We start from the raw sequence: 11,755 nt of genomic DNA on the forward strand, positions 1-11,755 counted from the left end.
GCATCATTTTCCGATACCAAAATGACCGAAACCGCCCAACTCATCGACACGCTGAAGCGCCAGTTGAAGGCGCAGGGCATGACCTACCGCGACGTCGCGCGGGCGCTCGACGTCTCCGAGACGAGCGTGAAACGGCTGTTCGCCAGCGGCCGGTTCACGCTGGAGCGTCTGGCGGAGATCGCGCAACTGCTCGGCTATACGCTGGCCGAGCTCGTGCAGGAGGCGTCGGTATCGGCGCCGCGGCTGCACGTGCTGACCGAACAGCAGGAGGCGCTGCTCGTGTCGGACGAGAAACTGCTGCTCGTGGCCGTCTGCGCGATCAACTACTGGACCGTGCAGGACATCGTGTCGGCCTATCAGGTGACGAAGGCCGAGTGCGTGAAATACCTGCTGATGCTCGACCGGATGAACGTCGTCGCGCTGCTGCCGGGCGACCGGATTCGCGTGCGCGTCGCGCGCGACTTCGACTGGCTGCCGGGCGGGCCGATCCGCCGGTACTTCCATGCGCATGCGCTCGGCGATTTTCTCGACAGCCGCTTCGACGGCGCCGGCGAGACGATGACGTTCTCGCAAGGGATGCTGACCGAGGCCGCCGCCGCGGAGCTCGAACTGGAGTTGCGCCGGCTGCGCAACAAGGCGGCCGCGCTGCATGCGGAATCGTCGTCCGCGCCGCTCGGGCAGAAGCATGGCACGGGCCTGCTGATCGCGAAGCGGATCTGGGAGCCGGCGGGGTTCCACGCGCTGCGACGCGGCACGTGATATCGCGCCGAGTGCTTGGGGCTATCCGGAAAGTTATGCAAAATGGCATTTCATCGTCATCTGCATAACCGCCCGTTATGAATAATCGTATCGCCGACGGCCGCGTCAAGTTCCGGCACCTGCAGTGTTTTCTCGCGGTCGCGCAGTTGGGCGGCGTGCAGAAGGCCGCCGAAAGCCTGTCGATCACGCAGCCGGCCGTGTCGAAGACGATCGCCGAACTGGAGGCGATCCTCGGCGTGAAGCTGTTCGAACGCGGCCGGCAGGGTGCACAGCCGACCCGCGAAGCGCGGTTGTTCATGCCGCACGCGAACGCCTGCGTGCTGGCATTGCGGCAAGGCGTCGGGCTGCTCGCGCGCGAGGGCGGGGCCGCCGCGGCGACGCTCGAAATCGGCATGCTGCCGACCGTCGCGGCCTCGCTCGCGCCCGCGCTGATGAAGGCGCTGGCCGCACGCTGGCCGCGCGTCGTCGTGCGGATCGCGACGGCCGCGAACGCCGATCTGCTCGAGCGCCTGAAATCCGGCGCGATCGAGTGCGCGATCGGGCGCCTGTCGGAGCCGGAGCGGATGATCGGGCTCGCGTTCGAGCAGTTGTACAACGAGCCGCTCGTCGCGGTGGTGCGGGCCGGGCATCCGCTGCTCGCGAGCGCGGCGCCCGCTGCCGAACTCGCACGCTATCCGGTCGTGCTGCCGCCGTTCGGCACGCTGATCCGGCAGTCGGCCGAGCAACTGCTCGGCGCATGCGGCGCACCGCCGCTGGATTCGTTCATCGAGGTGCTGTCGGTATCCGTCGCCCGCGCGCTGGCGCTCGAGAACGACGCAGTCTGGTTCGTGCCGCTCTATGCAGCCGAATACGACCTGTCGGCCGGTGCGCTGGCGCGCCTGCCGCTGCCGTCCGCGGGCACCGACGAGCCGGTCGGGCTCGTGCTGCGTACCGATGCGCAGCCGTCGCCGGTTGCGCGAACGCTGATCGACGCGGTGCGCGACATCGCGCGGTCGCGGTTCGGCGAGGCGGGCGCGCACCGCGCGCCACGTCCCGCGCGCAAGCCAGCCCGCAACGGCGATTGATCCGTCGGGCTGCACGGGCCGTGCGATGCGATCCGTTTTCCCGCGGCCGGATCGGCCATTCGGCCAGTAGCGATCCACATGGTGCTTGGCATATCGTACCGTTTTTGGTACGATCGGTGACAAGACGATGGCGAGACAGCAGATCCAGGTCACGCTCGGCGTGCGGTTCTTCCGCACGGCCCGTGGCAACGAGCCGGTGCGCGAATGGCTCAACGCGCTCGGGCAAGCGGAGCGAAGGGCGATCGGCGAGGAGATCAAGACCGTGCAGCTCGGCTGGCCGCTCGGCATGCCGCTGGTCCGGAAGATGGCGAAGGATCTGTGGGAGATCCGGGTGATGCTGCCGGGGCGGAGTGTCCGCGTGCTGTTCACGGTCTCCGGCGGCACGATGGTCCTGTTGCACGGCTTCTTCAAGCAGTCGCGGGCCACGCCGCCGGACGATCTCGCCGTCACCGTCGCGCGCCTGAAAGCGCTGGCGCACGCCACCTGAATTCCCCGGTTGCGCCGGAATGCCTCGCCCCGACGGTCGGGCAGCCGGCAACGCCCTGCACTGGAGTACGACATGACGACCACGAACAACCCGTATATCGGCAGCGATTTCGACGCCTTCCTCGAGGCGGAAGGCAATCTCGAGGCGGCCACCGCGACCGCGATCAAGCGCGTGATCGCGTGGCAGATCGGCGAGGAAATGAAGGCGCAGCACATCACGAAAACCGCGATGGCGGCGCGGATGAAAACCAGTCGCGCCGCGCTCAACCGGCTGCTCGACGAATCCGACACGAGCCTCACGCTGGCGACGCTCGCGAGCGCGGCCGCCGCACTCGGCAAGCGGCTCAGTTTCGCGCTGGTGCCGGCCTGACCGGCGTGAAGTCGTCGCGCCCGGCGTTCGGGACGGCGCCCTTCACAGGCGGCTGGCCACAAGCGGGCACGCGTCGGCCCGCTTGCCCCGGGTCATTTGCGTGACGCGGTCACCTGCAGATAAAGCAGCGCAGCGCCCGCGAGCAGCAGCGGACACAGGAAATACCATCCGGTCGTGAGGAACAACCCGGCGACCGCGACCAGCGAAACCCACGCGCAGCGGTACGCGATCCCGCCGCGCGGCAACAACTTCAACGCGGCCGCGGCGCCAAGCCCGTACACCATCACGAAACATCCGGACGTGACGAGCACGAGCGGCTTGGGGCCGACGTCCGAGAGCGTCGTCGCGGCCAGCGCGACGGCTGCAAGCAAGGCGATCACGCCGAGGCTGCGGCGCGGCACGCCGCCGACCTGGCTGCCCTGCGCGAGCCAAGCGGGCAATGCGCCGTCGCGTCCGAGCGCCGCGCCGAGCTTGGCCGCGCCCGCGAAATACGCGTTCATCGTGCCGAGCGTGAGCAGCAGCGCGGCGGCCGCCGCCAGCACCTGCGCATGGCCGCCGATACCGCCCGCGATCAGCTCGGCGAGCGGTGCCCCTGATGCGCCGGCCGACGGCCCGAGCACCATCACGCTCGCGGCGGCGACCGACAGGTACAGGAACCCGACGACCACGACCGCGATACCGGCCGAGCGCGGCATGTCGTGCGCGGGCCGGCGGAATTCGGCCGCGAGATGCGTGATCGCTTCCCAGCCGGCGAAGCTCCACACCAGCAGCGCGGCGGCCTGGCCGACCGCGAGCCAGCCGTGCGGGGCGAACGGCTGCAGGTTCGCGGAGCGCGCATGCGGCGCGGACGCCAGCACCGCGGCGAGCAGCAGCGTGACGAGCAGCGCCGACAGCACGAGTTGCATGCGGCCCGATACGGTGACGCCGAAGGCGTTCGCGGCCGACACGGTCGCGATCAGCGCCGCGGCCGTGACGATGATCGTCGTGTGCCCGCCGCCCGTGACGGCCGCGACGTAGGCGCCGCCGAACATCGCGGCGGCCGGTGCGCCGGCCGGCACCGCGAAATAGAAGCACCAGCCGACGATGGCCGCTGCTTTCGGGCCGAATGCGCGCCGTGCGTAGGTCGAGACACCGCCGGAATCGGGATAACGTGCGCCGAGCGCGGCGAAGGTGGCCGCAAGCGGCCCCGACAGCACGACGAGTGCGGCCCATGCAAGCAGCGAGGCCGGGCCCGCGACCTCCGCGGCAAGCGCGGGCAGCGCGATCACGCCCGTGCCGAGCACGGCGCCGATATACAGCGCGGCGCCCTGGAAAATGGTCAATGAGCCCGCGTGACGAGCGGCGGGCGAATCGGCATGCGACGACATGAGCGGCAGTCTCCGGAAGGCTTGTTGTGTGCGGGTGATCGCGCGCAAAGCCCGCGCGGTCAGTCGCTCGATGCTACCGGAACGATCGCGGCAATGCGGCGTGGCGATCAGTAGTCCGTGTGACGTGCGTGTCAGCCGATGTCAGCAGTGGCGCGCGAGCCGCAGGCGCGCGTCCTCGCGCGCGGCGGGCGACAGGTCGGGCGCATAGTGGAACGTGCCCGACACGAGCGACGCGATGGGCACGCCGTCGCGGAACAGCACGCGATTGCCGGCCAGCGCCGGCACCTTGTCGCCGGGCAGCAGCGTGCCGGCGAGGTTCAGCGGGTCGGCGCCCGTCACGCACACGTATTGCCCGTCGCCCGGTTGCCGCCTGAGTTCGCGCAGGATCGGGATGGCCTCGGGCAGCGCGAACTGCTCGCCGGCGAGTCCGGCCACGAAACGTCCGCCGCGAATCTCGCCGCGCGCTTCGAGCCGTTGCAGCACGCGCACGAGTTCGCGCCAGCTCGGCAGCCAGTCGGCCTCGCGTTCGAGCAGCCGCCAGAACACGACGCCGTAACGGCGCAGCAGCGTCCAGACGATGTGTTCGAGTGCGTCGGGATCGGTCGTGGCCGGCCCGCGTTTCGGCGTGGGGCCGTCGACCGGCGGCGCGTGATGCTGCACGAGTGCCCAGCGGCCCGCGTCGTCCATCCCGCCGATCAGCGCGCCGCCGCGTCGCGTGCGCGGTGCATAGGTCGCGCCGCGCTTCACGGCCGGTTTCAGCAACGCGCGCAGGCCGGCGTAGCTGTCCGCGTTCACGAGGCCGGCCGACACGAGTTCGCCGAGCGCCTGCTCGAGCTCGACGGGCAGCATGTGCAGGTCGTCGAGCAAGGCATCGAAGAACATCGCGCCGTGCGCGGCGAGTGCCTCGCGTACCTGCGTGGCGCGTGCCGACAGCGCCGGTTGCGCATCGGGATCGCGCAGCGCTTGCCAGGCGGAAAGATGGCGGCGCGGCAGCAGCACGATCGGCGTCGTTTTCACGGGCGTGCCGGCCGCCCGTGCGGGTGCGCCGATGCGTGTCCAGACCAGCTTGCCCGAGCGGCACAGCTCGTCGAGGCCGCCGGCCATGTAGTCGGTCAGCCGCGCGGGCAGCAGCGCGTCTTCCCACGCGCTCGCCGCGGCCTCGTAGCCTTCGAGCTGTTCGACCACGGCCGCGAGTGCGTCGCGGCCCGTGCCGCGCGTGTCGGGTGTCAGGTGCTGCCAGTGGAACAGGAAGCGCATGAAATCGGCGCGTTCGACCGGTTCGATCTCGCGGCGCAGCCGCTTTACCGTATAGCGATGAATGCGCGCAAGCAGATGACGTTCGCACCATTCGTCGGTCGTCGCGCCGGGCGTGAAGCGGCCGCGCATCACGTAGCCTTCGCGCTCCAGCGCAGCGAGTGCCGTCGCGATCGCCGAAGCCGGCAGGCCGAGCGGTGCGGCGATCGCGTCGAGCGCGAGCGGCCCGAAGCCCGTGAGCCGTGCACGGATCACGTCGACGAGGGCCGCATCCGCGTCCCATGGCTGTGCGCAGGCGGCCGGTACCTTGAGCGCCGGCGTCGGGCGCGCATCGGGATGCAGCGCGCGCACGCACACGAGCCGCTCGACCGGTACCCACAGCACGGCGCCGCCCGGCGTAACGAGCTTCGTCGCGCGGCGGCGGTCGGCGAGCGCCGCGAGCAGGTCGGGCCAGCCTGCGTGTGCGTGCGCTTCGCCGTCGGTGATGCACGCGAGCGTGAGCAGCGCATCGTGCATTTCATCGGCGTCGCGCACGAGCGGCCAGGCTTCGTCGCGCACCGCGTCGATCGCGTCGGCGTCGAGCGCGCCGAGATCGTCGGCCGATTCGGGGTCGCTCCAGCGGCGCGACTGCACGGCCTGCGTGCGGCGCTCCTCGAGCGGCGCGTCGTCGAGGAACGCGTAGGGCTTCGCGTTCAGGATTTCGGCCGCGAGCGGCGACGGTGCGGGCAGGTCGCGCGCGACGAGCTCGATCGCGCCGCTTTCGATCCGGCGCAGCAGCGCGAGCCAGCCGTCGGTGTCCATTGCATCGTGCAGGCAGTCGTCGAGTGTCTGGTCGACGAGCGGGTGGTGCGGAATCTCGCGTTCGCCGACGATGTTCTCGAGGCACGCGACCTGATCGGGGAACACGGTCGCGAGCAAGTCCTCGCTCTTCATCCGCTGCAGTTGCGGCGCGGTGCGCCGGCCGCCGGTGAAGCGGGGGAGCGCAAGCGCGGTCGTCGCATTCCAGCGCCAGCGCACGCCGAACATCGGCGCGTCGAGCAGCGCCTGGACCAGCACGTGCTCGGCGCTGGCCGAACGCAGGTAGCGCCACACGTCGTCGAGCGCGAAGCTGTGCGCGAGCGACAGCGACAGGATGATCGCGTCGTCGGTCGCGGCGGCCTGCAGCTCGAAGTTGAAGCTGCGGCAGAAGCGCTTGCGCAGCGCGAGCCCCCAGGCGCGATTGATGCGGCTGCCGAAGGGCGAGTGGATCACGAGCTGCGTGCCGCCCGATTCGTCGAAGAAACGCTCCATCACGAGCGTGTCCTGCGTGGGCAGCGCACCGAGCGCGGCGCGGGCACGGGCGAGGTAGTCGACGATCTGGCGCGCGGCGTCCGGCGACAGGCCGAGCGCGTCGACGAGCCAGCGCAAGGCGGGCGCGAGGCGGCTTTCGGCGGAGGAGAGCGCGGTGCCCGCTTCGGCTGTCGCATCGGGTTTTGCGTCGCTCGCGGCCTGGCCGGCCGCACGCTTGCGCCCACCGGCGCGGGCGCCTTCGCCGGCCAGCCGGTCGCCGTCGGCGAACAGCCCGTCGAGCCGCGCGCGCAGCCGGCCGACCGCCGCCGACAGTTCGTCGCTGCGCCCCGGCGCCTCGCCGAGCCAGAACGGAATGTTCGGCGACTGGCCTTGGGCGTCCTCGACGCGCACGCGGCCCGTTTCCACGCGAATGATCCGGTACGACTGGTTGCCGAGCTGGAACACGTCGCCGGCCAGGCTCTCGATCGCGAAATCCTCGTTGACGGTGCCGACCTGGATGCCCTGCGGTTCGAGCAGGACCGCGTAGTCGGCCATGTCGGGGATCGTGCCGCCCGACGTGGTCGCGGTCATCATCGCATTGCGGCGCCCGCGCACGGTGCCGCCGACCACGTCGCGATGCAGGTACGCGCCGCGCACGCCGCGACGGCTCGTGAAGCCTTCGGCGAGCATCTTCATCACTTCGTCGAAGCGCTCGCGTGTCAGCCTTGCGTACGGCGCGGCACGCGTGAAGCTCGCGTACAGCGCGTCTTCCTGCCACTCCGCACACGCGACTTCGGCCACGATCTGCTGCGCGAGCACGTCGAGCGGCGCTTCGGGAATCCGCAACGCGTCGAGTTCGCCGCGTTGCACGCAGTCGAGCAGTGCCGCGCATTCGACGAGCTCGTCGCGCGACAGCGGGAAGAGGCGCCCCTTCGGCACGCCGCCGACGTGGTGCCCCGAACGGCCGACGCGCTGCAGGAACGGCGCGATGCCGCGCGGCGAGCCGACCTGGCAGACGAGATCGACGTCGCCGATGTCGATGCCGAGTTCGAGCGACGCGGTCGCGACGAGCAGCTTCAGTTCGCCGCGCTTCAGGCGTTGCTCGGCATCGAAGCGGTGTTCCTTGGCCAGGCTGCCGTGATGCGCGGCGATCGCATCCTTGCCGAGCCGGTCGGCGAGATGGCGCGCCATGCGCTCGGCGGTGCGCCGCGTGTTGACGAACACGAGCGTCGTGCGATGCGCGGCGGCGAGCCCGGCGATGCGGTCGTACACCTGTTCCCACACGTCGGTGGCCATCACCGGTTCGAGCGGCACGTTCGGCAGTTCGAGCGCGAGGTCGCGCTCGCGCGTGTGGCCGGTGTCGACGATCGTACAGTCGCGCGGCGCATCGGCCGGGCCGCCGACCAGGAAGCGCGCGACCGCGTCGATCGGCTTTTGCGTCGCCGACAGCCCGATGCGCGGCAGCGCGCGGCCGGCCAGCGCATCGAGGCGTTCGAGCGACAGCGCGAGATGGCTGCCGCGCTTGGACGACGCGAGCGCATGGATCTCGTCGACGATCACCGAGCGCACGTTCGACAGCATTTGCCGCCCGGAGGTGGACGACAGCAGCACGTACAGCGATTCGGGCGTGGTGACGAGGATGTGCGGCGCGCGCTTGCGCAGTGCGGCACGCTCGGCCTGCGTGGTGTCGCCGGTACGCACCGCGGTCCGGATCGCCGGCACCGGCAGGCCGAGTTGCGCGAGCGATTCGGCGATGCCGTCGAGCGGCGCGTCGAGGTTCACGTGGATGTCGTTCGACAGCGCCTTCAGCGGCGACACGTAGACGACCAGCGTTGCATCGGGCAGCGTGCCGTCGTGCGCCAGCGCATCGCGCACCAGATCGTCGAGCGCGCACAGGAACGCGGTGAGCGTCTTGCCGGAGCCGGTCGGCGCGGCGACGAGCGTCGACCGGCCGGCCTTGATGTGGGGCCACGCGAGCGCCTGCGCGCCGGTCGGCGCGGCAAACGTGCGGCGGAACCACGCGGCCACGGCCGGGTGGAACACGTCGAGCGCACGGGCGGCAGGGCGGGTAGCGGTGACGTCCATCGGAGCGTTGAAATGGGGTGCGAGTGCGCGGGCGAACCGCGCATGAATCGAATCGTCAGTGTGCCAGACGTCGCGGGTGCGTGCCGGGCAGGCCTATCGACGATTCATCTTCAGATGGGGGCTCGCGGCGCGCTTTCAACGAACCGAAAGTTGCGTGCCATTCTTCGCGTCGAATGGCGACGGATTGCAACTAAACGCGATGCAGCCAGCCGAGCCAGTGTTCGAGCAGCGGCGCGCGCGACCACAGCGATTGCGCGAGCCACAGCGTGCCGCCCCAGGCGGCGGCCACGACGATCAGGTCGCAATGCCCGCTGTTCCACAGGTTGAGCGAGTGACGCCGCCAGATCCACGGCACGCCGAGCGGGTTCGGCCAGTCGGCGAGCAGGTGCATCACGCCGCCGCAGGCGAAGCCGAACAGCGGTGCGGCCCACAGCGGATGCGGATGATGAGTCAGCCCGTGCCATCCGAGCGCAAGCAGCGCGACCCAGCCGATGCCCCAGTGCGTGACGGTGCGATGCGTGATCCACAGGCGGCGCTTGCGGGTCCACCAGGCGACTTCGAGCCAGTCGGGTGCGGTGCCGCCGGCGACGCCCGCGACGAACGCGGCGAGCATGCCGGTGTGCCAGGGGCCGGTGGCGCCGGTTTGCGCGACGAGGACGGCGGCGGCGACGCCGGCCGCGAAGCCGGACGCATGATGTGCGTTGTGTGATGCCATAGGGAGCGAGACAAGCAAACGTGAAGCGGCACGTGAACGAAACAGCGATGTCGTGCGAAAGCGGGGCGCTATCTTCTCAGATCGACCCGCGCTGCGGGAGGGGCGTTTGCAGATTTTTTTGCGTGTGCTGCGTGGCAGGCGACGAGGTTCGCAACTTTCGGTTTTGCGCGCTGCGTGACGGCGTGCATCGGGCGCGCAACGCATGCCGTTTCGACCGATTCGTTTGGCCGTCGCGGCGCCGCAATGTGACCGCGCACACACGATCGGCATGCCGTCGTTGTGTGCCGCGTGTTCGACCCTTATTGTCCCCCTATACTACGAAGCCGGCCGATCGCCGCCGGCGCGCCGGCGGTCATCGACGGATCAGGTGCCTTTCCTGCCTGAAGGAGATCCACATGGGGGACATGCAATGACTACGCTGAATCGCTTCAAATCATCCGCTGCCGTGCTTGCGACGATGGCCGGCATCGGGTTTATGCCGAACGCGCCCGCCTATGCGAAAGGGCCGCAGCCGGCGGTCCTGACGAGTTCGGCCGTCGCGGTGGCCGACAAGTACAGCGCGGATGCCGCGGAGCGGATCTTCAAGGAAGGCGGCAACGCAATCGATGCGGCGGTTGCGATCGCCTTCACGCTCGCCGTCACGTATCCGGAAGCCGGCAACATCGGCGGCGGCGGCTTCATGACGATCTACAAGGACGGCAAGCCGTACTTCATCGACTACCGCGAGCGCGCGCCGCTCGCCGCGACGAAGGACATGTACCTCGACAAGGACGGCAACGTCGTCAAGGGCATGAGCCTGTACGGTCCGCGCGCGGTCGGCGTGCCGGGCACGGTCGCCGGCATGTGGGAAGCGCAGAAGCGCTTCGGCAAGCTGAAGTGGAAGCAGGTGCTCGCGCCGGCGATCCACTATGCGCGCGACGGTTTCGTCGTCGACGAGCAACTCGCGCAGCGCGGCGTCGATGCATCGAAGGAATTCGGCGGCAAGACCAACTTCGACAAATACTTCTCCGGGCTGAAGGCCGGCGCGAACTTCAAGCAACCCGACCTCGCCGACGTGCTCACGCGCATCGCGAACGACGGCGCGGAAGGTTTCTACAAGGGCAAGACGGCCGAACTGATCGCCGCGTCGATGAAGACCGGCGACGGCAACGGGCTGATCACCACCGAGGATCTCGCGCAGTATCGTGCGGTGTGGCGCCAGCCGGTGCAGGCGAAGTGGAACGGCTACGACGTGATCACCGCGCCGCCGCCGAGCTCGGGCGGCATCGGCCTTGTGCAGTTGCTGAAGATGAAGGCCGACCTCAAGCAGGACTTCGAGGGCGTGAAGCTCAATTCGCCGCAGTACATCCACCTCGTCGCGGAAATCGAGAAACGCGTGTTCGCGGACCGTGCGCAGTATCTCGGCGATCCCGACTTCTACAAGGTGCCGATCGCGCAGCTGACCGACGACGCCTACATCGCGAAGCGGGCGGCCGAGGTCAACCCGAAGGAGCCGTCGGACACGAAGAGCGTGCAGCCGGGCCTCGGCACGACGATGCCGGAGAAGGCCGAAACGACGCACTTCTCGGTCGTCGACAAGTGGGGCAACGCGGTGTCGAACACGTACACGATCAACGGATACTTCGGCTCGGGCGTGATCGCCGACGGCACGGGCATCGTGCTGAACGACGAGATGGACGACTTCTCCGCGAAGCCGGGTGTCGCGAACATGTTCGGCGTGGTCGGCAGCGACGCGAACGCGATCGAACCGAAGAAGCGCCCGCTGTCGTCGATGTCGCCGACGATCATGACGAAGGACGGCAAGGTGTCGCTCGTGATCGGCACGCCGGGCGGCTCTCGCATCTTCACGTCGATCTTCCAGGTGATCAACAACATCTACGACTTCAAGATGCCGTTGAAGGAAGCGGTCGGCGCGATGCGCTTCCATCACCAGCTGCTGCCGCCGAACACGATCTTCTGGGAGCCGTACCACCCGATCGAAGGCGAGCTCGCGAAGCAGATCGAGGCGCGCGGCTACACGCTGAAGGGGCAGGATTTCAGCGGCGACATCCAGGTCATCAAGATCGACGGCAAGACGCCGGAAGCGATGGCCGATCCGCGCGGGCGCGGTGTGACACGGGTTATTCGCTGACGGGAGCCTGTTGCGTGATCGCCGCGGCGGTCGCGCGAACGGCGCTTGACGTCGGGCAAGAGTCCGGCGCGGATAAGACGGTGAGCCCGATCCCCACCGAGCAGACTACGCCGAGTGGGGTCGGGCGATTTTGCGTTGCCGTCGCACTGCTGCTGTTTCTGCCGGAACGGAACTTGCGTCGATCCAGACCCAAGGTGGGAGCGCGGTGTGTCGTATCCGGTCTGTACCCCCGCGTCAATCCCGCAGTCGCGTACG

General features: G+C 69.3%; 8 protein-coding genes. 5 read left to right on the forward strand and 3 right to left on the reverse strand.

The features are described from left to right. The first annotated feature begins 21 nt into the window (after positions 1 to 21). The 4 genes from AC1VVG_RS25630 to AC1VVG_RS25645 all read left to right on the forward strand — a co-directional run bounded on the left by AC1VVG_RS25630 (position 22) and on the right by AC1VVG_RS25645 (position 2,679). The gene (locus AC1VVG_RS25630; protein WP_034191583.1) at positions 22 to 759 is read left to right on the forward strand and encodes a helix-turn-helix domain-containing protein; all 738 of its coding nucleotides are present in this window, start codon (positions 22 to 24) and stop codon (positions 757 to 759) included. 77 nt (positions 760 to 836) lie between these two features. Further along, entirely contained in the window at positions 837 to 1,823 is a 987-nt protein-coding gene (gene pcaQ, locus AC1VVG_RS25635; protein WP_034191582.1) for a pca operon transcription factor PcaQ, read from the forward strand. 127 nt (positions 1,824 to 1,950) lie between these two features. Continuing rightward, complete coding sequence (locus AC1VVG_RS25640) at positions 1,951 to 2,310, forward strand: type II toxin-antitoxin system RelE/ParE family toxin (RefSeq protein ID WP_049033345.1); 360 nt, start codon at positions 1,951 to 1,953, stop codon at positions 2,308 to 2,310. Positions 2,311 to 2,382: 72 nt separating this feature from the next. Next, the gene (locus AC1VVG_RS25645) at positions 2,383 to 2,679 is read left to right on the forward strand and encodes an XRE family transcriptional regulator (RefSeq protein ID WP_034191581.1); all 297 of its coding nucleotides are present in this window, start codon (positions 2,383 to 2,385) and stop codon (positions 2,677 to 2,679) included. A 92-nt stretch (positions 2,680 to 2,771) separates the two neighbouring features. Here AC1VVG_RS25645 and AC1VVG_RS25650 read toward each other — a convergent pair whose 3' ends face one another. The 3 genes from AC1VVG_RS25650 to AC1VVG_RS25660 all read right to left on the reverse strand — a co-directional run bounded on the left by AC1VVG_RS25650 (position 2,772) and on the right by AC1VVG_RS25660 (position 9,369). Further along, on the reverse strand, positions 2,772 to 4,046 hold the full coding sequence (locus AC1VVG_RS25650) for an APC family permease (protein ID WP_034191580.1): 1,275 nt from the start codon (positions 4,044 to 4,046) through the stop codon (positions 2,772 to 2,774). Between the two features lie 141 nt (positions 4,047 to 4,187). Continuing rightward, positions 4,188 to 8,654 (reverse strand): DEAD/DEAH box helicase, encoded by a 4,467-nt coding sequence (locus tag AC1VVG_RS25655; protein ID WP_482836618.1) that lies wholly within the window; start codon positions 8,652 to 8,654, stop codon positions 4,188 to 4,190. 190 nt (positions 8,655 to 8,844) lie between these two features. Then, on the reverse strand, positions 8,845 to 9,369 hold the full coding sequence (locus AC1VVG_RS25660; RefSeq protein WP_034191578.1) for a metal-dependent hydrolase: 525 nt from the start codon (positions 9,367 to 9,369) through the stop codon (positions 8,845 to 8,847). A gap of 409 nt (positions 9,370 to 9,778) precedes the next feature. Here AC1VVG_RS25660 and ggt point away from each other — a divergent pair, with 409 nt between their 5' ends. Beyond that, the gene (gene ggt, locus AC1VVG_RS25665; RefSeq protein WP_034191577.1) at positions 9,779 to 11,500 is read left to right on the forward strand and encodes a gamma-glutamyltransferase; all 1,722 of its coding nucleotides are present in this window, start codon (positions 9,779 to 9,781) and stop codon (positions 11,498 to 11,500) included. Positions 11,501 to 11,755: the final 255 nt, after the last annotated feature.

This window comes from Burkholderia sp. L-4 (genome assembly GCF_056856535.1).

What these genes read in the sequence shown, in the direction of transcription:
- AC1VVG_RS25630 (WP_034191583.1), top strand. Translation starts at nt 22, where the DNA reads ATGACCGAAACCGCCCAACTCATCGACACGCTGAAGCGCCAGTTGAAG.
- pcaQ (WP_034191582.1), top strand. Translation starts at nt 837, where the DNA reads ATGAATAATCGTATCGCCGACGGCCGCGTCAAGTTCCGGCACCTGCAG.
- AC1VVG_RS25640 (WP_049033345.1), top strand. Translation starts at nt 1,951, where the DNA reads ATGGCGAGACAGCAGATCCAGGTCACGCTCGGCGTGCGGTTCTTCCGC.
- AC1VVG_RS25645 (WP_034191581.1), top strand. Translation starts at nt 2,383, where the DNA reads ATGACGACCACGAACAACCCGTATATCGGCAGCGATTTCGACGCCTTC.
- AC1VVG_RS25650 (WP_034191580.1), bottom strand. Translation starts at nt 4,046, where the DNA reads ATGTCGTCGCATGCCGATTCGCCCGCCGCTCGTCACGCGGGCTCATTG.
- AC1VVG_RS25655 (WP_482836618.1), bottom strand. Translation starts at nt 8,654, where the DNA reads ATGGACGTCACCGCTACCCGCCCTGCCGCCCGTGCGCTCGACGTGTTC.
- AC1VVG_RS25660 (WP_034191578.1), bottom strand. Translation starts at nt 9,369, where the DNA reads ATGGCATCACACAACGCACATCATGCGTCCGGCTTCGCGGCCGGCGTC.
- ggt (WP_034191577.1), top strand. Translation starts at nt 9,779, where the DNA reads ATGACTACGCTGAATCGCTTCAAATCATCCGCTGCCGTGCTTGCGACG.